The following is a 24,654-nucleotide window of genomic DNA, read 5'->3' as shown; positions in this document are numbered from 1 at the left end:
GAGCGAAGAATGGCATCCATCAATAAGCTTGGACGGCATCAGGCTCGAATGGCCTATCTGTTCATAACACCAACCATGCTGCTATTTGCCGTATTCATGGTCATCCCCGTCGTGATGGCCCTGTACCTCAGCTTCACCAACTATGACGTGCTGAGCAGCAACGATTGGGTAGGATTGGACAATTACCGCCGCCTGATCGACGATGCGCTGCTTTGGCAGACTTTCATCAACGTGTTCTATTATGCGATTGTTTTTGTACCGCTGAACTTATTGATTTCCTTGCTGTTTGCGATGCTGCTGAACAAAAAGATACGCGGGGTCAAGCTGTTCCGCACGTTTTACTACCTGCCGACCTTGACCTCGGCCGTCGCCGCGGCCACGGTATGGATCTGGATGCTGCATCCCGAATACGGGTTGATCAACGGGCTGCTTGCTTATTTTGGCATCACCGGCCCGGCCTGGGTGTCGCAGACGGAGACAGCGATGTTATCGATCATCGTCATGACGCTTTGGCAGTCGGTTGGCTCCAATATGATCATCTATTTAGCCGGCCTTCAAGGCGTGCCGGACTATCTGTACGAATCCGCCCGGCTGGACGGGGCGTCGCGGTTCGCTTGCTTCCGCTACATCACTTGGCCGCAGCTTCGTCCGACGACGTTCCTCGTCAGCGTCATGTCCATCATCGGCGCCTTGCAGTTGTTCGACCAGGCGTTTGTCTTGACGCAGGGCGGACCGGCGAACGTCACGAAAACTCCGGTCTACCTGATCTATCAGCAGGGCTTTAACCAATTGCAGATGGGGTATGCCTCAGCGCAGGCGTTTGTGCTGGCGATGGCGATTCTCGTATTTTCCATCATCAGCATGAAAATCACCAAAGCGGAGGAGCCGATCGTATGACAAATCCAGAGACGATAAAACCAGGCGTCCGTACACGAGGTCCGCAAATCGGTGTATCCACGCAGAACCGAATCGCGAATGTGTTGTTTTATACGGTTGGCGGTATCATTGCGGTCATCATGTTTTTGCCCTTTTATTGGAGCGTGCTGACCTCATTTAAACATGATGAAGACATGTTCACTTTGCCGATTAAATGGTTTACGACGAACCTGACATTCGAGCATTATTACAACGCGTTTACGACCGTGCCTTTTGGTCTTTATTTCTGGAATTCCTTTATTCTTGCGGCGGCCGGGGTGTTATGTAACTTGTTCTTCGGTTCGCTGAGCGGTTATGCGTTTGCCAAGCTGAAATTCCGGATGAACCAGCCATTCTTTCGCATTCTGCTGGTCTCCATGATGGTGCCGGGGATCGTGACAATGATCCCCAGCGTCTACGTGCTGCGCCATATCCCGCTGGCAGGCGGCAATGACCTGTTCGGCAGCGGAGGGTACGGGCTGATGAACTCGTTTTGGGGCATTATTTTGCCGGGGGCTTCCGGGACGTTTGCGGTCTTTTTCATGCGGCAGTTCTTTCTGACCCTGCCCAATGACATGATGGAGATGGCGCGGATCGAAGGCTGCGGCGAATTCAAAATCTTCTGGCGCATTTACTTGCCGCTGACCAAGCCGGCGCTGGCGACGCTCGGAATCTTTACGTTCCAGGCCGGTTGGAACGGCTTCCTCTGGCCGATGATCGTCCTGAACGATCCGGCGAAGGCGACGATTCAGATGGGGCTGCAGGCTTTTTCGTACAACTATCAGACGGATTATGGGCCGATGATGGCGGGGGCGCTGGTGGCCATTCTGCCGATCCTGGTGCTGTTCCTGCTGCTGCAGCGGTATTTTATTCAGGGGATCGCGTTTAGTGGAATCAAGGGATAGGACAGAGGGGAGAGCTCATATGACGACGACCATGAAAGAGACGGAAATCCGGCAGCAACGGGCCGACCTGGCTCAGACGGCATTGGATGCATTATTCTGGAACGAAAAAATTCGGATGTACAATATTCAAACGCCCTGCGAAAATGGAACCTGCAATGAGATTTTCCATTATTGGTGGATGGCGCATGCGGTGGATGTACTAGTTGACGGACTGCGGCGCACAGGGGAGCGGCGGTATGTTCAGCGGCTGGAGCAGCTGTATGATGGTCTGCTTCAGCGTAACGGAGGCGCTTGGCCCAATGAGCTGTACGACGATATGGAGTGGATGGCGCTCGCTTGGCTGCGCGCCTATCAGACCACAGGTGAACCGCGTTACAAGGAGGCCGTCCAACTGCTGTGGCAGGACATTCAAACCGGCTGGAACGAGCACATGGGCGGCGGGATCGCTTGGCAGAAATCACAGCTCGACTATAAAAACACCCCAGCCAATGCTCCCGCCGTGATTCTGGCAGCCCGGTTGTACCAAGCGTTTGGCGATCCAAACGATTGGGCTTGGGCACAACGGATCTACGAGTGGCAGGCGGCGAACCTGATCGACCCGGTCACCGGCCTGGTGTGGGATGGGATGAACCGTACCGGGGATGGCACCATCGATAAGGATTGGCGGTTTACGTATTGCCAGGGCGTCTTTATTGGAGCTTCGGTGGAGATGTACCGGGTAAGCGGTGATGCGGCTTACTTGGAGGCGGCGCTTCGCACGTTCCGCGTCGTCCTCCAGGAGTTCACCTCCAGAAAGACCGGTCTACTGCCGGAGGAAGGGGATGGCGATGCCGGACTGTTCAAAGGCATCCTGATCCGCTACTTGGTGCAGTTGGCACAAGCGGCTCCAGACCATCCTGAGGTTGCCGAGTACGTCGCCCTTCAGGCGGAACGTACCTGGAGCCACCTGGCCGCCGATCCGCAGCAACCGCGGTTTGGCACGGATTGGAGCCAGGCTCCTAAGCCAGATATAGCCGTATCCCTCAGCTCGCAGCTGAGCGGCGTGATGCTGATGGAGGCGGCAGCAGCGCTTAAGCCGAAGGCGGCTCAGGATCAATCAGCCCCAAGGCAAACTTCGGAGGCTGCCCCCCAAGGGGAGACGCCGTGATGGACCGCTGTGAGCTAGGTTGGGCCCAACTGGCGGAACGCATGCACCGCGATCTGTTCGCCTGTTACGGGAATGAGCAGACCGGCATCCTGGACCAGTGGTATCCGCGTTCGGCGGGACGGGTCGGCGAAAATTTCTACTACTGGTGGCAAGCCCATGTCCTCGATGTGCTGGTGGACGCCTATGAGCGGACCGGCGACCCGGCGCTGCCGGATCGGATGCGTCAGTTCTGCCGCAGTCTGGAGCGTTATAACGGCGGGACGTTCACGCACAATTATTATGACGACATGGAATGGACGGCACTGGCCCTGCTGCGGGCTTACCGGGCGACCGGTGAGGCGTGCTATGAGGAGAAGGTTCAAGAGTTATGGGCGGACATCCAAACGGCTTGGAATGAGTATTGCGGCGGCGGGATGGCATGGAAGAAGGATCAGTTGGATTACAAAAACACCCCGGCCAACGCCCCCGCAGCAATTCTTGCTGCCCGGCTTTATGGCATATTCGGTCGGCCCGAAGATCTCGCTTGGGCGAAACGAATTTACGATTGGAATAAAGCCAATCTGGTTGACCCCGCAACGGGCTTTGTTTGGGATGGCATGAACCGTACGGGGGACGGTGCGATTGATAAAGACTGGCGATTCACGTATTGCCAAGGCGTCTTCATTGGCGCGGGAGTTGAATTATACTTCTATACCGGCGAATCAGCCTACCTAGAGGATGCCCGGCGTACTGCGGCCGCCTGCTTCGAGGAGCTGTGCGAGCCCGGCACTTGGTTGCTTCCGGAGGAAGGCATCGACGATACCGGGTTATTCAAAGGGATCCTCATTCGCTATCTCGACCGACTTCTGGAGGTCGATCCAGCGTGTCCGCACGTGCGGGAGGTTATTTTTGCCAATGCGGAGACACTTCGATCCAGCGGGCTATTTGAGAGCCCGATGCTCTGCGCCCCTTCCTGGAAGGAGCAGCCGACCTTGCCGGTTCAGCTCAGCGTCCAGTTGAGCGGATTGATGCTGCTGGAAGCGGCGGCCCGGCTGGAGGCGCGCAAGTGAGGAACATGTACAACCGAACCACCGAAAGCGAACGTATGTGACCATAACGAGCACAACGAGCACAACCTGCATCACAAGCACAACGACTACGAGACAACACGGAGGAGATTAACCATGACTGAGCAACTAACTCAATCCGACATTATTGCCTTGGTGGAGACCAAAATGAAGCATCGCCCGAAAATCGTCGAGATGTTCAAACGGTGTTATGAAAATACGCTGGAGACCACCATCCATCGCCACGATGACGGCACGGTGTTTATGCTGACCGGCGATATCCCGGCCATGTGGCTGCGCGATTCCGTGAATCAGCTTCGGCCGTATCTCATCCCGGCGGCGCAGGATGCTGGCTTGCGCGAGATTATCGAGGGCGTGCTGAGAACGCAATACCAATCGATCCTGCGCGATCCCTATGCTAACGCGTTTAACGAATTTGAGAATTTCCGCGGTCATCAGACAGATTTGACCGAGATGTCCGGATGGATTTGGGAACGGAAATATGAGGTGGATTCGTTATGTTATCCCCTGCAGCTCGCCTACCTTTATTGGAAAAATACCGGAGAAACTCGCCACTTCACGCCGGAATTTAAGCAAGCGGCGGAACTGATTCTGCAAACGTGGCGGACCGAGCAGCGGCATGAGGAACTGTCAACATACACGTTCGTCCGGGAAAACAGCGGGGAAACCGATCGGCTTCCAGGACCGGTTGGCTACACGGGGATGACCTGGTCGGGCTTCCGCCCGAGTGACGATGCCTGCAAATACGGGTATCTCGTTCCGTCGAACCTTTTTGCCATTGTGGTGCTGGGGTATTTGTTGGAGATCAATGAGAAGTTTTACGGGGATGACGCTTTCGCGGGTGAGGTGCGTGCGCTGCGGGACGACATTCGGCAAGGGATCGAAAAATACGCCATTATTGAGGATGCGGAGTTTGGGAAGGTGTATGCGTACGAGGTAGACGGCCTGGGCGGCGTGAATCTGATGGATGATGCCAACGTGCCGAGCCTGCTGTCGCTGCCTTATCTCGATTACTGCAGCAAAGACGATCCGATCTATCTCAACACGCGTCGGATGATTCTGAGCCGCCGCAACCCCTATTACTATGAAGGAACGTATGCCAAAGGCATCGGCAGCCCGCACACGCCGCCGGACTACATTTGGCACATCGCCTTATCCATTCAAGGGATCACTGCGCTGGAGGAAGCGGAAAAGCTGGAGATTCTGGATATGTTCGAGCGGACCGATGCGGGAACGAATTTGGTACATGAAGGGTTCCACAAGGATAATCCATCGGAGTATACGCGGGAATGGTTCTCTTGGTCTAATGCCATGTTTGTCGAATTTGTGCTCAGTTTATGTGGTTTGGAAATTGCCATGCGCTAGCTTTCGGGTAAGAAAACATTTCCGAAAATGGAGGTTTTGCCGTGAAACGGAATCCGGGGAATGGAACGTTATCGAAATTACTTGCACTCACGTTAACGATGGCACTCTCGATTTCGCTGCTTACCGGAGCAAACGCTTCGGAGGCCCATGCGGCCAGTTGGACTTCCAAGGATGCGGATGCGGCGATCCGGGCATTTAACGCCAAGTTCTGGGATCCGCAGGCTAAATTGTTCTGGGCCGATTCCAATCGCGGCTCTAACTACCAGGGCTTCTGGGTGGAAGCCGAGCTGTGGGAAATGGTCATGGACGCTTACCTTCGTACATCGGATCGGGAGTTAAAGGCGCAGCTGCGGGCCCAGATCGACGATATTTTCGATGGAGCGGTCCTGAAGTATGGCGAGGATTGGACGAACAATCCGTTTAACGATGACATTATGTGGTGGGCGATGGCCAGTGCCAGAGCGTATCAAATCACCGGGGAAGTCCGGTATCTGAATAAAGCGAAGTATTACTTCGATTTCGTCTACGACACCCAATGGGATGATGAGTTTGCTGGCGGCGGCATCTGGTGGTTGAACAGCGAGCATGTCACGAAAAATGCTTGTATCAACTTCCCGGCGGCCGAAGCGGCAGTGTTCCTGTATGAAATCACGGATGACCCGCACTATTTGGAGGCGGCAACCCGGATATATCGATGGGGCAAAACGATGCTGACGGACGGAAACGGCAAGGTATTCGACCGGATCGAGATGGACCAAGGACCTGTGCCGGATGCAACGCATTATAATCAAGGAACGTTTATTGGCGCAGCTGTCGGACTGCATCGTGTAACAGGCGACAAGGTGTATCTGGAGGATGCGATCAAGGCTGCCCAATTTACGATGGCTCATCAGACAGAACCGAACGGACTGCTCGGTTACGAGGGGCCGCATGGAGATCTGAAGGGCGGCAAAACGATTCTGCTGCGCAATTTGGCTTACCTGCAAAAAGCAGTGGACGGCAGTAAGTCCAAGGCGCATCGTGAGTTCGAGCGGAAGTTCGACGATTGGCTCGCTTTTAATGCGGCGATGGCCTGGAGCCATCGGAACGCAGAGGGGCTCGTCGACGGCAACTGGATCGGACAGCTGTTGTCCGGCACCTATGAGTCCTGGTCAGCCTCCAGCGCCGTTCAGGCTGTGACGGTCGTGCAGCCAAAACCGGTGACAGTTCCGGTATATCCGGTGAAGCCGGCCAATCAACGGATCGAGGCGGAAAAATACAACATCGGCCAAGGCTTCGTGCTCGAGGGCAGTGCAGAAGGCACGTTGCAGCTGGGCGGGATCCAGCACGGACATACCGCTGTCTACAAAAATGTCGACTTCGGGTCGAAGGGAGCCGTTGGCTTCATTGCTAGGGCTGCCAGCGCCACGTCTGGCGGAAGCATCGAAATCCGGCTGGATAAGGAGAACGGACCTAAAATCGGTACCGTTCGGGTTGAGGGCACAGGCAGCTGGAACCAGTTTATCGATGCGGTGGCCGTGCTCAAGGATGAACAAGGTCAGCCGGTGGCCGTGACTGGCAAGCATGATGTCTATCTCACTTTTGTCAAAGCAAATGATGATTATCTGTTTAATTTGAACTGGTTCCGGTTTACGGAGACCGATCCGACGAAAACCGATGCCTATGCGAAGCGGAAGGCCGGCGATTTCGATGACGGAAACGGGGTGAGCCGAAACAGCGAATACGGCTTCCTGGAGGGGATCACGAACGGCGCGTACGTTCGGTATGAAGGCATCGATTTCGGCAGCGGTGCGGCCGGGATCACGGCGCATGTGGCAAGTGGAAACCGCGGAGGAACGATCGAGGTGAAGCTGGACAGCTTGAACGGGCCGACCATCGCCGCCCTTGAGATTCCGGCGGCAGGCGATTGGTCAACGTGGATCGACGTAATGTCCACGATCGATGATTCGGCTGCGAGGGGCATCCATGACGTCTATCTGGTGTTCCATGGCACAGACGGCAGCGATTATCCATGTAATCTCGACTGGTTCAGCTTCACGACCGTCAAAGGCCGGGCTCAAGACGCTTACGGCAAAATCGAAGCGGAGAGTTATACCCTTGGCTCAGGGTTTGGCACAGAGCAGGGCGGAGGACAGACGTATCTCGCTGGAATGTACGGCCCGAACCAGCCTTATGCCATGTACAACTACATTGATTTTGGCGAAGGCGGCGCAGCGGGGCAATTCCATGTCAATGCGGCGAGCGATACCGCCGGTGGGACGATTGAGGTGCGGCTGGACAGCCCAAGCGGCCCTGTAATTGCGGAGGTGCAGGTCACAGGGACCGGCGGCTGGCAGGAGTTTAAGGTGTTCTCGGCGGAACTCACGGCTTCGGTTCGCGGCAAGCATATCGTGTTCCTGCTCTTTAAGGGATCGGATTGGTTGTTTAACCTGGATAAATTTACGTTTGGTGACCCGGACGTATTTACGGCACCGCCTGTTACACCTGAGCCGCCTCGGGACCACACTCCTCCAGGAGAGGTTGAGCATGTACGTGCGGTTCGAGAAAATGGACAGATTCGGTTAACTTGGGACGGTCCGTACGATGTGGATGCTGTGAAGGTGCAGATTCGTTTGCTCAAAAACAAGAAGCTAATCGGCAATACATTGGAGGTGGCGCGCGGTGTCCAGACCGCGGTGTTGCCGAACGTAAACAATCCCAAAAACTATACGGTCCAATTCCAAGCCGTTGATGCTTCTGGCAATGTCTCCAAGGGAACTGCCGTTTCGCTGGGAGACTTGATCAAGAAGTAATAAAAAACAGACCGGGGCGGAGGGGAGATTCAGCCTTCGGTCTGTTTTTTTGCGATTAGAATTCGTATCTTAAATGTTCTGTGCGTACTCTGGTGCAGGAACTTTGGTTAAGAAAACGTACAAGCTGGCGGGCTTGGTTCCGTCATTCCGGTAGGAGAAGGCTTCCGCTCCTTCCAAATGCAGGACTTCACCTTGATTGAGCGGAGAGGTTGCTCCATCCACCGTAATCGTCCCGTGACCTTGCAAGGCGAGAATAAACACGTCTGTATTCGGATGGGTGTGGGTTGGCAGCTCTTGGCCCGGCATAAAGTTTAGCACAAACACGACGCTTTCCCCTTTTTTGTAGGCTATCCGTTTGGTGAATTTATCCGCTTGGAAGTCCTGAAGTTGAGCTATTGATAATTTTTCCATTTTCCTGATATCCTCCTTATTCCGGCCTGGTGGACCGGATCCTTTGGCTGGAATACTCCGGCTTGATCGCCGGGACTCCTGATCCTTGTCTCCTATGTTAGCATCGAGCTTCTTCTTTCTACTTGATTCAGATCAAGTTTGCGAAAAAATACCCCCTATTTCAAAACTCTGTGAAATGGCCACTACTGCAAATTGGAGTAAATTGGAGAAAGGGGATATGGATGTTTTTTGAAAATGTGGTGAAAGGAGTAACGCTCGTGAAACGTTTTCCGGGGATGGATCAAGAAGCGGTCATGATGGAGATTAAGCAGCTCAAGCAGAAAGCTGACCGGCTGCTTGCGATGTCAATTCGGCTGAATCAACCCAGCTTGGCAGACGAAGCGGAGCGGTTGTACCAGCAAATTGACAGGTTGGCTTTGCTCACCGGGTAATTTGACACATTTCATCCTATGCCATACATTTAAATATAGCCTTCATGTAAAATAACATCACATCCAAGTGGATGGATGTTATTTTTTTTGACGTAAACGTATTGACAATCCCTTTTAAACGCCTATAATAAATCACAAGAATGAGAGTTTCATTAATCACACCCCAGAGTTATGATAGAATACCTGACATGAAGGAGGGTGTGAGGTATGGCCAACTTGACTGCTGGCGAATGGAAGCAGGACATTTTGAGGATTTACAACGCGATCAATAAGCAAATCTTTAACGTGGGTGTAAAACAGCAAAAGGTCGATTTCGTCGGCAACAAAATTGTGATTATTTCTTTGAACGGGCGAGTGCCGGTCTTAAAGCTATTGGATGAGGCTTATCCTCAGTCCACAAGGCAGCTGGATTACTTGTTATTTCAAGTGTTCAAGCGGGAGATTAAGGCAGCCCTCGAACGTCAATTTCAACTGAATATCGTCGCCATACTCAAAGATTACGATGCAGAGACCGAATTTTCCGGTACGATCGTTGTCTTGGATCGCGACGTGGAGGATTATCTGAAGGAGTTGTCGGAACTTCGCTAATCGAAAGAGCCGGCTAATCGTCAGTTTGGACTCGCAGCGCTATTTGTTAGGGGGCGCTATGGGTTTTAACTGGCGATTTTTTTATATCTACACACGAAAATTTCAAGGAGTGGAGGCGTTGGAGCATGCAGCCCAAAATCGAGATTAACGGAGTCAGTAAATGGTTTCGCCGGAACGGCCGAGATATCCCGGCCATGCAAGAAACGAGCCTGAAGATTGAAGCGGGAAGGTTCGTCAGCATCATTGGCCCAAGCGGCTGCGGCAAGTCGACCTTGTTCAACATCATTGCCGGACTCATTCCCCCCTCTACCGGAGAGGTGCTTGCGGACGGGGAGAACATCGTGGGAAAGACGGGATATGTTGGTTACATGCTGCAAAAGGATATGCTGCTGCCGTGGCGGACGATTCTGGACAACATCATTCTGGGGATGGAAATTCGCGGCGTCCCTAGAAAGGAAGCGGTGGATCGAGCGTTGCCCCTGATGGAGAAGTATGGACTCAAAGGCTTTGACAAGCATTATCCCAAGGAATTGTCGGGAGGCATGCGACAACGGGCTGCGCTGCTGAGAACGCTGCTTTACGATCGCGACATCATCTTGCTGGACGAGCCGTTTGGCGCGCTGGATGCCCAGACCCGGCTTACGATGCAAAATTGGCTGTTGCAAATTTGGACCGACTTTGGAAAAACGGTGCTGTTCGTCACCCATGACATCGATGAGGCGATTTACTTATCCGACGATATTTATGTCTTCTCTTCACGGCCGGGCCGGGTCAAAACGAAAATCACGGTCACGATGGAGCGCCCGCGTAAAACGGAGGATATGACGTCTCCGGATTTTATGGAATTGAAACATCTCTTGCTTGACCAGTTATCAGCGGGACATGCCGAGGAAGAACTCGCGCTTTGACCGTTGGGATAAAAAACGATCTAGGAGGGATGAAGTGTGGAAGAAACTGTGCGGAAATCGACTTTTGTGATTCATTCTCTGTCCACGGATGCGGTGGTGCCGGCAGCTGAAAAAAAGCTAAAAACCCCGTCCGCTACAAAATCCGCACCGCTGATTTATGACGAAGAGGCGGCGGAGCGGAAGAAAGCTCGCAGAATCGGCTGGGGAAGGGTGGCCGTAGGGGTTCTGCTGTTCATTATCTGGGAGGTATTTACCCGGATCGGCTGGTTGGATTCTTATTATTGGAGCAGCCCAAGCGCGATATGGCAAACGACTTGGCTGCAAGTGGCGGAGGGCGGCCTGTTAGGCGATATCGCCTATACATCAGGCTCAACCTTACTGGGCTTTGTGTTTGGCACGTTATGCGGAGCTTTGCTGGGCCTGTCCTTCTGGTGGTCACGCAGCTATGCCGGCATTAGCGAACCTTACTTAATCATTTTAAATGCAATGCCCAAGCTGGCTCTGGCGCCTGTCCTCGTCATTTTGCTGGGAATCGGCTTCTTCTCCAAGGTGGCGCTGGCTTTTTCCATGACGGTTGTGGTATCTGCTTTGTCCGCCTACAGCGGGGTGAAAAGCGTAGACCCAGATATGGAGAAGTTGATGTATTCGCTGGGGGCCAAACGCTGGCAGGTCTTTACCAAAGTCGTCATTCCGTGGTCGATGCCCTGGATCATCAGCAGTTTGCGCATCAACATTGCCCTTGCGCTTGCCGGGGCCATCGTCGGCGAATTTATCGCCTCCAGCCAAGGTGTTGGACGCATGATCATGTATGCGGGGACGATTCTTGACATCAATCTCGTATGGGTTGGCGTGGTGGTGTTGTCGGTGCTCTCTATGGCCATGTATTGGGGCGTCGTGCTGTTGGAAAGAGGGTTGTCCAAAGGGTTCGGCGTTAAATAAAGAGGACCTTGTCAGTCATCCGGAATCAGAAAATGTTCATGAGGGGGAAGTTGGATGAAGAAGAGCAGACTGTTACCGTTATTATTGGGATTGGCTTTGACGGCCAGCTTACTTGCGGGATGCGGAGGAAAAAGCGAGTCCACCGCGGAAGCAGCGGAGGGGAGCACGGAACTCAAAAAAATCGTTATCGCCGAACCCGTTCATTCCACCGGATATCTACCTCTCTATTTGGCTCAACGGGAAGGTTACTTCAAGAAGCGGGGACTGGATGTGGAGGTGATTCAGGCAGCTGGCGGAGCACATGTCACCGCGGTGGTTAGTGGAGATGCATGGGGCGTCATCGGCGGAACGGAGTCCAACGCACTGGCGAACAAGAAGAACTCCGATCCCATCGTGTCAATCGTCAACGTCGTGAACCGAGCCAACGTCTACTTGGTGGCCAAAAAAGGGCTGGCTCCGGCCGGGAATTCAGAGGCGGATTTGAAAGAGTTCTTTAAAGGGAAGAAGATCAATGCCGGACGTCATGGCGGTACTCCCAATTTGCTGATCCGTTATTTGCTCATCTACTTGGGGCTGGATCCAGAGAAAGATGTCACGCTGCTGGAGCCGGCGGATGCCTCCACTGTCGTGACGATGGTGCAGCAAGGAGCGGCGGATATCGGCAATGGCGCGGAGCCGCAAATTAGCGACGGGATTTCTAAGGATGTCTGGGGCGAACCATTTTATAAGTTCCATGATTTCGGCGATTTCTCTTACTCTGTGCTTAGTGTTAAGAAATCGACGATCGAGAAAGATCCGGAAACGGTGCAGTTGTTCACCGATGCAATTATCGAGGCGCTGAAGGCAGTACAAGAGGACAAAGAACTGGCGATGAAAAACATGAAAGCTGAGTTCCCTACGTTATCCGATGATGCGATTCAGGCCTCCCTTGACCGCGCCTATGCGGACAATCTATGGAGCAGGGATGGGTTCATTACGGGAGCCGCTGTGAAACAAGACATGGATGTGCTGATCAAAACCGGGATTTATACGGGCGATTATTCCTATGATCAATTGGTAGATATGCAGTTCGTTAATTCATCCAAGTAAGGAAAGGGAAGGTGAAGCAAGGTGAATTTAGAACAGAAGCTAATGAACAGCCGGACAGCCATCGTGGTGGTCGATGTACAGAATGATTACTGTCACCCGGAGGGGGCTTTAGCTCAAGCGGGGAATGACATAGGTGCCGTAGCCGATATGATGCCCAATTTACATCGCCTGTTGGCAGCAGCCAGAGTGTTTGAGGTGCCGGTGATTTTTATCCAGACCTTTCATGAAGAAGCGACCGATTCCGAAGCTTGGAGGGAACGATCGAACGGACGATCGATGGCGGTATGTCGGAAGGGCAGCTGGGGGGCGGATTTCTACGAAGTTGCGCCCGAGCCGGGTGAGGTCGTCGTGAACAAACACCGTTACAGCGCTTTTGTGAATACTCGACTCGATTCCATCCTGCGGAGCCAGAAGATCGAAACGTTGATCATGACCGGTGTCAGCACCAATGTGTGCGTGGAATCGACGGCTCGGGACGGTTTTATGCTGGACTATCACATCGTGCTGCTTCGCGATGCCTGCGCCTCTTATTCAACCCAGGCTCATGAAATGACGATAAAAAATATTGAAGGATATTTCGGTGAAGTCACGGACACCCGCGAAGTGATTTCCTTGTGGGAACGGGCCGGGAAAACGACCGTGAACCCGATGACGATGACACAAGTGTAAAGCAGGTGCAGGTATGGGCATGAACGGCAAAACCCGTACACTGGTTCAATATATTATTTGTACGGGAGCCTTCTTATCGAACTGTTCCGCCGGCATGTTCAACATCGCGCTGGTGGATATCGCTAGAGATTATCAGATCGGCCTTGCCTCTGCGCAATGGGTGGTTACGGCTTATTTGCTGGTCATTTCCGTCCTCCTGCCGGTGATGGGGAAACTCGGGGATATCCGGGGGCGGCGGTCCGTGCATAATCTGGGTTACCTCGGCTTTGCGTTAGGAGCGCTTGGCTGCGCGCTTGCCCCGTCTCTGGGCTGGCTGATTGCCTTCCGGATCGTACAAGGCGTTGGCGCCTCGATGTATCAGGCGACCAACATGGCGCTGATCGTTTCTCTGTTTCCTCCCGAAAAGAGGGGGAGAGCCCTAGGGATGATCAGCACCTTCGTGGCCGCCGGTTCGATGATTGGCCCCAGTCTCGGAGGGGTGCTGATTCAATGGATCTCTTGGGAGGCGTGCTTCTGGTTGCTGGCCGTCACTGCCTTGGCAGCATGGATCATGGCCCAGCGGTTTATTCCGAAGGATCAGCCGGAGGAGCAAGGGCACATCGATGTAACTGGAGCGCTGTTGTTTGGGATTTCGTTAACCGGCCTGGTCACAGCGATTCATCTAGGCTCGGAATGGGGATGGGGATCCCTGGCTGTGGTCGTGTTGTTGCTCTTGTTTGCGGGTTGTGCCGCTGGATTTGTAATGTGGAGTCTTTCCACCAGCGGCTCCCCCTTCATCGATCTCAAGCTGCTCAGCGATGCTGCGACAAATACCGGGCTATGGATCACCATCGTTACGTATATGGCCGCATTTTCGTCGCAACTTGTATTGCCGGTTTATCTTCGCCACGAGTTAGACGCCCCGCCGGCAATGGCCGGATTGATCATGATGGGGTATCCGCTGGCTTTGATCGTCGCTTCCCCGTTATTCGGCAGTTTATCGGACAAGCACGGTTCCTTGCCGTTGTTGACGGCGGGATTGCTCGCGATGTCGGGAACGTTATTGGCTTTAGGGTTTCTTTCCTCCTCCTATCCGATGTTTCTGCTCATTACCTTGATTGTCTTGCTGGGGGCATCCATGGGGATGATCACTTCGCCAAATACGAGCCTGGTGATGGGCCGCGTGGATCCAAGCCACTTGGGGTTAATCAGCAGTTTACTCGCGTTGTCGCGGAACCTGGGCATGATGTTTGGCACAGCGGCAGGCGGAGCCCTCCTGGCCGGCGTAGACGGATATCGGATGGTATTCGTCCTTTGTCTCGCATTGGTGTTCGGCTCCTTGGTTCTTCTGCTGTTTACCGTCCGTCAAGCGCGGCATCGTCGCCACCATGAAGAGACGGTATCGCCATCTTAGAAAAGCTAAGCCATTGCCTGGACGTTATCGTCCGGGCAATGGCTTTTTGGTGTGATTTGGGCGCGATCCGTTTATAAGGTGACTCCCGTTTTGAAAATTGCCAGTTCGCGGACCTCGTTCTGCTCGTTCCGAGTCGGTTGACCGCTGGCTACTGCAATGACGTATTGAATAAACTGCTCCAGCACTTCTTCCATCGGCGTATCCAACAAGATGCCGGCGTTGAAGTCCATCCAGTGCTTCTTCTTGGCGAACAGCTCGTTGTTCGTAGCCACTTTGACGGTGGGAACGAAGCTGCCAAACGGTGTCCCGCGGCCAGTCGTAAAGAGAACGAGCTGGCAGTCGGCGGCGGCGAGCGCAGAGGAGGCAACCAGGTCGTTCCCTGGTGCCTGCAGCAGGCTGAGGCCTTTCTTGCGCAGCTTCTCACCGTATTTCAGGACGTCGACCACCGGGGCGGTCCCGGCCTTTTGCGTGCAGCCCAGCGATTTGTCCTCCAGTGTACTGATTCCGCCGGCCTTATTGCCGGGCGAGGGGTTTTCGTAGACCGGTTCACCGTAGGATAAGAAATATTGCTTAAAATCGTTGATAAGTGCAACAATTTGCTCGAACACCTCTGGACTTTCCGCGCGGGCCATCAGCATCTGTTCAGCTCCAAACATTTCGGGGACCTCGGTTAGAATTGTAGAGCCGCCCTGGGAGATGAGAAAATCGGAAAAAGCGCCAAGCAGCGGGTTGGCCGTAATGCCGGAGAAGCCGTCCGATCCGCCGCACTTGAGCCCAACGTTCAGCTCGCTGAGCGGCACCGGCTCTCTGCGATCGTTGCGCGCCGCTTCAACCAGCTCCTCCAGCAGTGCCAGACCGGCCTCCAGCTCATCCTCGACCTCCTGGGCCACCAGAAATTTGACGCGTTGCTCATCGTAATGGCCCAGCCGCTCCCGGAACTCGGAAATGACGTTATTTTCGCAGCCTAGACCAAAGACGAGAACGCCGCCTGCATTGGGGTGAAGCACGGCATCAGCGAGAATGCTGCGCGTCATGAGATGGTCTTCCCCAAGCTGCGAGCAGCCATAGGGGTGACTCAGCACGGTAATGTTATCGAAGGGACCAAGATCCGGGTGCTCCGCTTTAAAGGCGCGGATCATTTGCTCCGCGATTCCGTTCACGCAGCCGACCGTGGGCACGATGTACAGATCGTTGCGTATGCCGGTTTTTCCATTGGCCCGCCGGTATCCTTGAAAGGTCAAGGAACGCTTCGGATAAATGACGGGGTGCAGGTTCGGTTGATACGTGTATTGCTCCTCGCCGGCGAGGTTGGTTCTGATGTTATGCGTATGCACCCACTCGCCAGGAGCGATCGCGGTGACCGCATGGCCAATTGGGTAGCCGTATTTTGTAACGGACGAACCGGCGGGGATGGCGGTGAGTGCGATTTTATGGCCTTGAGGAATGTCCTGCAATGCACGAACAGACTCTTCGTTAACCTGGAGCTCTTCACCGGCTGTGATTGGCCGTAACGCTACCGCTACATTGTCACGCGGGTTCATTTTCATTAATCGTCGCATAAGCTGCCGCCTCCCAACCATTGTAATGTCGCTCGGGCGCCAAAAGCGTCCAGCTTCCGCACATATTGCTCCAGGGTTCTCGCCAGTTCGGGAACGCTGGATAAATCCTGCCCCCACAGCTTCGTTTCCCGTAACAGGACCGGGATCGCTTCAACGGGTTGTGACCAAGCTTGATCAAAAAGGGTCAGCACCTCCGGACTGTCCTTTCGCGCAAGCCGATCCCCCCGATAACCAACCAGCAAGGCGGCGAAGGCCAGCGTGATTCGCTTTGGCAGCTCGCCCCGTTCCCGCTGGTAGCGCAGGAGCACAGGCAGCAGCCGGGTTTGGAACTTGGCGATGCTGTTTAGCGAAATCGAAGCCAGCTCGTGGCGGATAAACGGGTTCATGAAGCGCTCGCGAACAGCCTCGGCATAAGACAGCAGTCCGGCTCTAGGCAGATCAAGCATCGGAACGATCTCCTGCTCCATCAGTTCCTTGACGAACACAGAGAGATCCTCGTCGTTCATCACATCTTCGACCGTTGTTAGCCCGGCAAGCAAGCCCAACGCGGCCATGGCCGTGTGGGGGCCGTTTAACAGATGAACCTTCTGCTCGCGGTACGGACGCAGGTCTTCGGTAAAGATGACGTTTAACCCCGCTTCGGTTAATGGCAGCCGTTCAGGCAGCCAGGCTGGGCCTTCAATCACCCACAGCAGGTAAGGCTCGGCGGTTACCATCAAAAGGTCTTGATAACCGAGCTCTTGCGCCAGTTGCTCTGCTTGCTGCTGCGGATATCCGGGAACGATCCGGTCTACGAGGCTGCAGCAAAAGGTGTTCTCCTGTTCAAGCCATTGGATGAACCCATCGCCAAGATCCCATTCAGCGGCGTAGCGCAGGACGATCTCGCGCAGCTTCTCGCCATTGCGGTCAATCAGCTCGCAGGGGATGATCGTAAATCCTGCTTTGCCCAGCTGATAGCGACGGTAGAGGAGGGCGGTCAGCTTACCGGGAAAGCTCTGCTGCGGTGCGTCCGTGAGACGATCCTCCGGCTTGTAGGCGATGCCGGCCTCGGTCGTGTTCGAGGTGATGAATTCCAGTGAATCTTGCTCCGCCAAGGCGAGAAATTGTTCGTACTCGGTGTACGGACTGATCAATCGGCTGACAGAGTGAATGATCTCGTGTTCATTGATGACTTGCTGGTCGGCGATCCCGTTAATGAGTACCGTGTAAAGATGATCCTGCTTCGCATAATGCTCAGATACCGGGCTGCCCTGCGGCTTAATCATCACGATGTTACCTTGAAACCGGCCTTGCTTGTTCATCTGCTGCACCTGCCAGGCAGTAAAGGCACGCAGGAAGTTTCCTTCGCCGAACTGGATCATCCGTTCCGGGTAGGCAGGCAAATCGGGAAATAAGGTTCGGGATAAGAGCGGATATTGCGGGGTGTCCATATTTTTCGCCTCCTTGGTATAGATGCTGAGGAGATAAAGAGATACCACACTTGTTTGCACACGTGAACATTAAGGAGTAGGGTGAGTTGCCTGGCTTGCCGAACAGGGCCAGGACTAACCCAATAAGCTTGCTAATTGCGGGTCGAAGTCGACCCTATAATGTAATGACTAACAGTCAGTAAGCATGATTCACTGTTCCAGTTTAGATCAGGAGATCTTGGCCACAGACTGTCGAATCACCAATGTCGTTGGGACGAACAAGGTCTCGCTGGATGGTTCAGTTGGTTGCTCCTGATCCGATGCCCCTGGACCTGCAGGCTGCATTAGCTCGATCAGCTTGCGGGTTCCCAGTTCGCTGATATCGGCGACCGGCTTACGGATGGTCGTCAAGGCGGGGTTGGTGTATCCAGCGAACACAATATCGTCGAACCCGATCAGCGACACCTGATTCGGCACGTTCACCCCCCGGGCGAAGCAGGCGTTCATCGCCCCGATCGCCATATCGTCGTTCGCGCAAAATACCAACGTTGGCGGCTCCTTCAGATCCAGCAGCGCGTTCATCATCAGGTACCCACTATCGATGCTGTAATCGCCGGCAACTTGATATTCAGCAGGGAGGGCAAGACCGTGGGCAAGCAAGCTTTCCAGGAAGCCTTGCTTCCGTTCTGTCGCAGACCGAAAGCCTGCTTTGCCTTCCATGATGGCCAGCCGCCGGTGGCCTTGATCGATTGCATAGTTGATCGCCTCCCGCACACCTTCCCGGTCATTGGCAACAACGTTCACGATGCCGGGATCATCCAGATAGCGGTTTAAGACAACAAGCGGGATGCCCGCCTGCTTCACATGGTAAATAAACGCATTGTCGGCGTCACTTTGGCTCATGACCAGGATGCCGTCGAAGCGGTGCGGCGAAATGCCTTCCAAATGACGGATGCCGTCAATCCCGTGCACAGTAAGACTGTAGTTTTCATCCAGCGCATGATGAATGCCCTTGATCGCATCCACGAGGAAGCTGGCGGACGTTCCTTGATCGATGCTGGAGAAGAACAGTCCGATCGTGTACGTCCTTTTCATCACCAGACTTTTGGCGCTGACATTCGGAACATAATTCATCTCGGCGGCGATTTTTTCAATTTTCGCCCGCGTCTCCGGCTTAATCAGCGGGCTTCCGTTTAATGCACGGGATACCGTGGTGTGGGATACACCAGCCACGCGGGCAATGTCTTTAATCGTAATCATAGATCCTCAACTTCCGCAGCAATTCACATTGTTTTTCACGTTTTCATTCTATTCCCCAATATATAAAAAAGTCAAGAAAAACAAGCAATGCACACGTGAAAATAAAATTTGCCCCAAATTGATTGTAAGCGCTATAATTATCGGTAAATTGTAACAGAGAGGATGAACGGATATGCACGTGAAGGAGCAGCGATCAAAGCTATGGGAGACGCTTGGGGAGTTGCCTTCCTTTGGAAGGCCGGTTTCCGCCGGGTTATTAAAGCGGGAGGAGTTTGACGGCTACGTGCTGGAGACTCTGCTGCTGGATTTAAACGGGCTGGAGGCGGTACCGGCCTTTTTCGCTAAGCCGCAGGAGGAGGAAGGTCCTTACCCGCTGGTTGTGTTTAATCACTCCCACGGCGGAAATTATGGGAACGGTCGCCATGAGTTGATTCGCAGCAGCGGTTATCTACAAGAGCCGTCTTTTGCCAAAGTGCTGACCGGCTTAGGTTGTGCGGTATGCAGCATCGATATGTGGGGCTTCCATGAACGCAGCGGCAGGAGTGAAGGCGAGCTGGTTAAAGAAATGCTGTGGACCGGACGATCGTTATGGGGCATGATGATTTACGATAATTACCGGCTGATCGATTATCTGTGCACCCGGGAGGACGTTGATTCGACGCGTATCGGGACGATCGGTATGTCTATGGGAGGGCTGATGGCGTGGTGGCTGGCGGCGCTTGATGAACGGGTAAGCGTCGTCATTGACCTTTGCGGACAGGTTGATGCAGAAACGTTGATTGCGCGGCGCGGTCTGGAACATCACGGGTTTTATTACTATGTACCTGGGCTGCTGAAGCGTTTTACGACCCTCGATATTCAAAAGCTCATCGTTCCCCGCCCCCGCCTCAGCTTGGTTGGCCGCAACGACCGGTTATGCCCGTTTGAAGGGGTGCAGCGGCTTGATCAAGGCTTACGTGAAGCCTACGCCGCCGCCGGGAAGGCAAACCATTGGCAAACCGTTATCACCGGCGGCGGCCATATGGAGTCCGCGGAAATGCGTGCGGCGTGGCCGGAATTCATCGCTCAGTATTTGCTGCATTCCGCACCATAGGAAGAGTCGCGCTCGGAGCAGTCATCAGCCTACGACCATCAGCTGCTTTCCCGTCCGCGAAGCTCCTCCGACGGCAGCCGGCCGAACTCACGCTTGTACAGCCGAGCGAAATAAACCGGCTCCAGGCCGACATACGCCGCAGCTTGGCGAATCGTCATGTCGGGATGATCAAGGAGCAGATGCCGGGCTGTTTTTAGCCGTATCTGATGAAGGTATTGCAGCGGTGTTAACCCCATCGCTTGCCGGAAGAGCCGGGTCAGTTGCTTTTGTGAGTAGCCGACGTGACCTGCCAGTCCGGCGATGGTAATCGGCCGATTTAAGTGGTCATGCAGAAAGCGAACCGCAACATCCACAACCGATGCTCGGTAGGAGGCGGGGGGAGCAGCGGGCGGCACCCATGGGACGGCTGAATCCGACTTTAGGCTCGTTTGTCCCGATGTATCCTTGAGGATGGCTAGAAATAACGAGTACAATAACTCGGTCGTTCGCCAAGGGTCATGTTCGTTACCGGACAGCTGCCAGATGGCAAGCAGGCGATCCGTAAATAATGAAATGTCTGAGAGCTGCAGTAACCGCGGGGCATCCCCAAAGCCCCATCGGTTTAGCACCTCGCCAAAGTTTTCCAGCAACGTGACATACCCGACAAACCAAGGCCCCTCCCCGTAGGGCATATATTCATGAGCACAGCCGGCGGGGATGTAGAGCAATTGGCCGGGGCGCAGAATGTCCCATTTGTTCTTGTTAACGTAAAGCCGGCGAAACTGCCCTGTACCAGAGATCGTTAAGAACAGCTGATGTGCCGAATATCCCTTCATTCTGGTGAGCGGCGGCTGAATTTCCGTACCCACCGTATAAACGGATAGCGGCAGAAGCTCGTTGTGTAAGGGGGTTAAATTACTTCTGAGCGGAAGCAGGTCCATGGGGAGTTCCTCCATTTTGTCCATTTTGTCTGGTGGTTTGTCCGATTTGTGGCTTCCGCCCGATTATATCTCAACCCTATAATGAGAGCAAATCGTTTGGGGAGTGTGAAATAGGTGGAATTGAACCGTGAATGGGAAAATTTATCGTGTCTGCACATCGGCCGGCTGCCGGCCCGCGCCTCCTATATTCCGTATGAGAGCGCCATGACAGCCCGAACGGGAAAACGCGGACGCTCACCGCATGTTCAAACATTAAACGGAAACTGGAAATTCCGCTATTATCGCAGCGTTCGCGAAGTAGACAGTCATTTCTATGAGACGGAAACGGATGTGAGCGGTTGGGACGATCTAATCGTGCCTTCTTGCTGGCAAACGAATGGGTATGACCAACTGCATTATACGAACGTCAACTATCCGATTCCCTACGATCCGCCGTTTGTGCCGGATGACAATCCTGCGGGAACTTATGTAAGGGATTTCAATCTACCCGAAGCATGGACGAAGAAGCAGACGCGGATCGTATTTGAAGGTGTGAACGCCTGCTTTTACCTGTGGGTGAACGGCCGTTTTGTGGGTTACAGCCAAGGCAGCCGAATTCCGGCGGAGTTTGATCTTACGCCGTTTGTCGCGGCAGGACGCAACCGTCTCGCCGTGCTGGTGTTGAAATGGTGCGACGGTACCTATTTGGAGGACCAGGATGTCTGGCGCTTCTCAGGGATTTATCGCGACGTTTATTTGCTGTCCCGGGATAATACGCACATCCGTGATGTGTTTAATCAACCGCTGTTATCGGACGATCTATCCGAAGGCAAGCTGCGGTCGGAGATTGAAACGACGGGGAGCCTGACGATTCAAGCGGAGTTGCGAGATCCTGCGGGCAAGCTGATTGGACAAAAGGAGGCGCAAATCGACGGCAAAGGAGCAATGGAGCTGGACGTGCCGCAGCCTCAATTGTGGAACGCTGAGCAACCCCGGTTGTATGAGCTGATTCTGACCGCGGGCCAAGAAGTGCTGCGTTTTCGGGTTGGCTTCAAAAAGGTGGAGATCACAGATGGCATCTTCCGCATCAACGGCCGCGCTGTGAAGCTGAAGGGAGTGAACCGCCACGATTCCCATCCGGAGCTGGGGCAGACCATTCCGGTGAACCATATGATTGCAGACCTGAAGCTCATGAAGCGGCATAACATTAACACAATCCGGACCTCGCATTATCCGAATGACCCGAAGTTTCTTGATCTATGTGATGAATTCGGGTTTTACATCATTGATGAAGCGGATCTGGAGTGCCATGGTGTGACCAGAACCGGTGAGCTCGAAGCAGGAGCTTTCCATAAGTTGTCGAACAATCCGGATTGGAAAGAAGCGTTCGTGGAACGGGCGGTTCGCATGGTCGAGCGGGACAAAAACCACGCCTCCGTCATCATCTGGTCCATGGGCAATGAATCCGGATACGGGGATAACCATATCGCCATGGCGGAATGGACAAAAGCGCGGGACGCCTCACGTTTAGTTCATTACGAAGGAGCGGATCCTCGGTATTACAGCAATTCGGACACGTCCTGCCTGGATTTGGACAGCCGCATGTACCCTTCAGTGAAGGAGATCGAGCGGTATGCCCTCGATGAGAACAGCACCAAACCGCTATTCCTTTGCGAATATAGCCATGCGATGGGTAACGGACCAGGCGATCTGCAGGATTACTGGAACGTAATTTATCGCTATCCGAAGCTGATGGGCGGTTGTGTCTGGGAATGGTGCGATCACGGGATTGCTGCGGAGACGCCGGATGGGCAACGTTATTATGCGTACGGCGGCGATTTCGGCGATCAGCCAAACGACGGGAATTTCTGCATCGACGGCCTGGTTTTCCCAGATCGTCGGCCACATACCGGTCTGCTGGAATTAAAGCAAGTCATTGCACCGGTGCTGATCGAGGCAGAGGATGTCGCTCAAGGCCGCTTCCGCGTACTGAACCGTTATGATTTCAGCAACCTGTCACACCTGGCGGTCAGCTGGAAGCTGGAGCAGGAAGGAGACGTGCTGCAGCAAGGGCGGTCAGGCTTGCTAACCGCTGCACCAGGTGAGACCGAGATCATCTCTCTTCCCTATGATCTGACGGTGGCACAGGAGGAGGGGACGGGGCCGCTCACCTTAACCTGCTCGGTCCGGCAACAGCTGGACACACCATGGGCGGAGGAAGGATACGAAATCGCCTTCTATCAATTTGAATTGCCGGGTGCGACTTCAGCGTTGGCCCACGAGAAGCTGCAAAGCGAGGGATACGCCGGCTTTATGACGATAGATGAACAAGACGGCATGCTTACGGTACGTGGGTTTGATTTCGAGCACGTCTTTGATCTGAAAAAAGGGATGCCGCAACAGGTATCGAAGCACGGTGTGCCGTTGCTTGCGAGTCTGGCTCGGTTTAACATCTGGCGGGCTCCGATGGATAACGATATGAACATCCGCAAGGAATGGGAAGCGGCGGGTCTTGATCATGCTGCAATGAAGGTATATCGGAGTCACTGGGAGCAAAAGCCAGACGCTTCGGTCGAAATCCACGTTGACTTCTCGCTCGCCAGTTATATCTTCGAACCGTTCGTACGCGGTAATGCTGTATGGACAGTTGGGGTCTCGGGCGAGATTCAGCTGAAGGTTCACGCCGAAGTACGCGAGAATCTTCCGTTCTTACCGCGCTTTGGCCTTGAGCTGACGATGCCGAAGGGGACCGAAGAGATTGAATATTATGGCTACGGTCCGCATGAGAGCTACATCGACAAACGGGCAAGCGTACGCAAAGGCAAATACTTGCTGTCGGTGGACGATATGTTCGAGAACTATGTGATGCCGCAGGAAACGGGTTCCCGCTACGGTACGGAATGGGCGATCGCCTCCACCGTTCAGGGCATGGGATTAAAGTTCACGGCAGCCCAACCGTTCTCGTTCCAGGCGCTGCACTACACCGCCGAGGACCTGACGGCAGCGCAGCATACGTATGAACTCAAGCGCCGCCCCGAAACGATTGTCACGCTCGATTACCAAATGAGCGGCACCGGCTCCGGCTCCTGTGGCCCGCAGCTCGCAGAGCCTTACCGTTTTACCGAGAAGTCGTTCGATTTTGAGCTAACCATCCAGCCGATATTTAAGGAAGAAGAATAGAGATAGCGTATAGTTGGTGTAAATAACCGTTCCTTGGCTAAAGCAGCTGGGTGAGCGGTTATTTCTTGCTGCGGGGGAGGAGGAAGAGGTGGTCTATCCGATCCCCCCTTTTGAAGGATTATCCCGTTGCATCAGGTGGTGAATAAAGAGAAGGAGTAACCGTACGTAAAATTAAAAAAGAAAAAGCAAAGAAGAGTAAGATGCCCCAAAGTTAAAGTTTAAAAGGAGTAGATATATAGAAAAGGAGTAGACATAGATATTGATATTTTTTGGATATGAAAATATGGATCTAAAAGTAGATTTAGATATAGATCATAATATATATAAATAATGTATATTAAAGTAAATATTTAGAAATGATTAATCAGATATAGATTCGAGTGCAAATCTGCATGCTGAATTACGGATTCTCCCGATGCCTGTTGCGTCGAGAGATTAAGTTGCAAGATGGATTAAGCTGCGGTTGCAATGGACGGATGGTTCCGATGATGTGCGATTAACTGGTCGTAAGAGATCGCAGGAATGGACAAGCACATCTGCAGCAGGTTTTGGCGCATCTCTTCCTCGGAACAAGTCATGCGCAGGTAACGGCGGACGGTGTACTCATTCAAATACGCCTGCAAATGCGTTATTCC

The 24,654-nt window shown here is 53.7% G+C and carries 20 protein-coding genes and 1 pseudogene; 15 read left to right on the top strand and 6 right to left on the bottom strand.

What is annotated here, in order from left to right; genetic code table 11:
• Positions 1-9 precede the first annotated feature (9 nt).
• The 6 genes from M891_RS0111160 to M891_RS0111135 all read left to right on the top strand — a co-directional run bounded on the left by M891_RS0111160 (position 10) and on the right by M891_RS0111135 (position 8,191).
• Entirely contained in the window at positions 10-897 is an 888-nt protein-coding gene (locus M891_RS0111160; protein WP_016311231.1) for a carbohydrate ABC transporter permease, read from the top strand.
• Positions 894-1,820: a carbohydrate ABC transporter permease gene (locus tag M891_RS0111155; RefSeq protein ID WP_016311232.1), complete on the top strand. Its 927-nt coding sequence runs from the start codon at positions 894-896 to the stop codon at positions 1,818-1,820. Before M891_RS0111160 ends, M891_RS0111155 begins: the two co-directional genes overlap by 4 nt.
• A 19-nt stretch (positions 1,821-1,839) precedes the next feature.
• Entirely contained in the window at positions 1,840-2,967 is a 1,128-nt protein-coding gene (locus M891_RS25800) for a glycoside hydrolase family 76 protein (protein WP_051416929.1), read from the top strand.
• A complete protein-coding gene (locus M891_RS25795) occupies positions 2,967-4,016 on the top strand; it encodes a glycoside hydrolase family 76 protein (protein ID WP_051416928.1) in 1,050 nt (349 codons plus the stop codon). Before M891_RS25800 ends, M891_RS25795 begins: the two co-directional genes overlap by 1 nt.
• Before the next feature lie 114 nt (positions 4,017-4,130).
• Positions 4,131-5,399: a glycoside hydrolase family 125 protein gene (locus M891_RS0111140; RefSeq protein ID WP_028538891.1), complete on the top strand. Its 1,269-nt coding sequence runs from the start codon at positions 4,131-4,133 to the stop codon at positions 5,397-5,399.
• A gap of 41 nt (positions 5,400-5,440) precedes the next feature.
• On the top strand, positions 5,441-8,191 hold the full coding sequence (locus tag M891_RS0111135) for a carbohydrate-binding protein (RefSeq protein WP_028538890.1): 2,751 nt from the start codon (positions 5,441-5,443) through the stop codon (positions 8,189-8,191).
• A 69-nt stretch (positions 8,192-8,260) separates the two neighbouring features.
• Here the strand turns inward: M891_RS0111135 and M891_RS0111130 are convergent, their stop codons facing one another.
• Entirely contained in the window at positions 8,261-8,602 is a 342-nt protein-coding gene (locus M891_RS0111130; protein WP_016311237.1) for a cupin domain-containing protein, read from the bottom strand.
• 257 nt (positions 8,603-8,859) lie between these two features.
• Here M891_RS0111130 and M891_RS0111125 point away from each other — a divergent pair, with 257 nt between their 5' ends.
• The 7 genes from M891_RS0111125 (at position 8,860) to M891_RS0111095 (ending at position 14,619) form a co-directional block, all read left to right on the top strand.
• Positions 8,860-9,033 (top strand): hypothetical protein, encoded by a 174-nt coding sequence (locus tag M891_RS0111125; RefSeq protein ID WP_157268794.1) that lies wholly within the window; start codon positions 8,860-8,862, stop codon positions 9,031-9,033.
• A gap of 207 nt (positions 9,034-9,240) precedes the next feature.
• The gene (locus M891_RS0111120; protein WP_016311239.1) at positions 9,241-9,621 is read left to right on the top strand and encodes a Na-translocating system protein MpsC family protein; all 381 of its coding nucleotides are present in this window, start codon (positions 9,241-9,243) and stop codon (positions 9,619-9,621) included.
• Positions 9,622-9,746: 125 nt separating this feature from the next.
• Positions 9,747-10,529, top strand: coding sequence for an ABC transporter ATP-binding protein (locus M891_RS0111115; RefSeq protein ID WP_016311240.1), 783 nt, complete (start codon positions 9,747-9,749; stop codon positions 10,527-10,529).
• Positions 10,530-10,565: 36 nt separating this feature from the next.
• On the top strand, positions 10,566-11,468 hold the full coding sequence (locus tag M891_RS0111110) for an ABC transporter permease (protein ID WP_028538889.1): 903 nt from the start codon (positions 10,566-10,568) through the stop codon (positions 11,466-11,468).
• A 54-nt stretch (positions 11,469-11,522) separates the two neighbouring features.
• Positions 11,523-12,557: an ABC transporter substrate-binding protein gene (locus M891_RS0111105; RefSeq protein WP_028538888.1), complete on the top strand. Its 1,035-nt coding sequence runs from the start codon at positions 11,523-11,525 to the stop codon at positions 12,555-12,557.
• A 42-nt stretch (positions 12,558-12,599) separates the two neighbouring features.
• Positions 12,600-13,226, top strand: coding sequence for a cysteine hydrolase family protein (locus M891_RS0111100; RefSeq protein ID WP_036700147.1), 627 nt, complete (start codon positions 12,600-12,602; stop codon positions 13,224-13,226).
• Positions 13,227-13,245: 19 nt separating this feature from the next.
• Entirely contained in the window at positions 13,246-14,619 is a 1,374-nt protein-coding gene (locus M891_RS0111095; protein ID WP_028538886.1) for an MFS transporter, read from the top strand.
• Positions 14,620-14,690: 71 nt separating this feature from the next.
• On the opposite strand, the gene M891_RS0111090 is transcribed toward M891_RS0111095, so the two are convergent.
• The 3 genes from M891_RS0111090 to M891_RS0111080 all read right to left on the bottom strand — a co-directional run bounded on the left by M891_RS0111090 (position 14,691) and on the right by M891_RS0111080 (position 18,847).
• Positions 14,691-16,178 carry a UxaA family hydrolase gene (locus tag M891_RS0111090; RefSeq protein WP_028538885.1) on the bottom strand — a complete coding sequence of 496 codons (1,488 nt, stop codon included), beginning with the start codon at positions 16,176-16,178 and terminating at the stop codon, positions 14,691-14,693.
• Complete coding sequence (locus M891_RS0111085; protein ID WP_028538884.1) at positions 16,166-17,608, bottom strand: tagaturonate reductase; 1,443 nt, start codon at positions 17,606-17,608, stop codon at positions 16,166-16,168. Before M891_RS0111085 ends, M891_RS0111090 begins: the two co-directional genes overlap by 13 nt.
• Positions 17,609-17,815: 207 nt before the next feature.
• Positions 17,816-18,847, bottom strand: coding sequence for a LacI family DNA-binding transcriptional regulator (locus tag M891_RS0111080; protein WP_028538883.1), 1,032 nt, complete (start codon positions 18,845-18,847; stop codon positions 17,816-17,818).
• 172 nt (positions 18,848-19,019) lie between these two features.
• On the opposite strand from M891_RS0111080, the gene M891_RS0111075 reads away from it, so the two are divergent.
• Positions 19,020-19,940: a dienelactone hydrolase family protein gene (locus M891_RS0111075; protein ID WP_028538882.1), complete on the top strand. Its 921-nt coding sequence runs from the start codon at positions 19,020-19,022 to the stop codon at positions 19,938-19,940.
• Positions 19,941-19,978: 38 nt separating this feature from the next.
• Here the strand turns inward: M891_RS0111075 and M891_RS0111070 are convergent, their stop codons facing one another.
• Entirely contained in the window at positions 19,979-20,860 is an 882-nt protein-coding gene (locus tag M891_RS0111070) for an AraC family transcriptional regulator (protein ID WP_028538881.1), read from the bottom strand.
• A gap of 114 nt (positions 20,861-20,974) precedes the next feature.
• Here M891_RS0111070 and M891_RS0111065 point away from each other — a divergent pair, with 114 nt between their 5' ends.
• Positions 20,975-24,019, top strand: a complete 3,045-nt coding sequence (locus M891_RS0111065; protein WP_028538880.1) for a glycoside hydrolase family 2 TIM barrel-domain containing protein — start codon at positions 20,975-20,977, stop codon at positions 24,017-24,019.
• Positions 24,020-24,471: 452 nt separating this feature from the next.
• Here M891_RS0111065 and M891_RS25560 read toward each other — a convergent pair.
• Positions 24,472-24,654: pseudogene (locus tag M891_RS25560) on the bottom strand (hypothetical protein); the annotation flags it as partial.

Source organism: Paenibacillus sp. J14, from assembly GCF_000518465.1.
GTDB lineage: Bacteria > Bacillota > Bacilli > Paenibacillales > Paenibacillaceae > Fontibacillus > Fontibacillus barengoltzii.
Note: the sequence above shows the minus strand (reverse complement) of the source record. Positions and strands in the feature narration are given on the sequence as shown.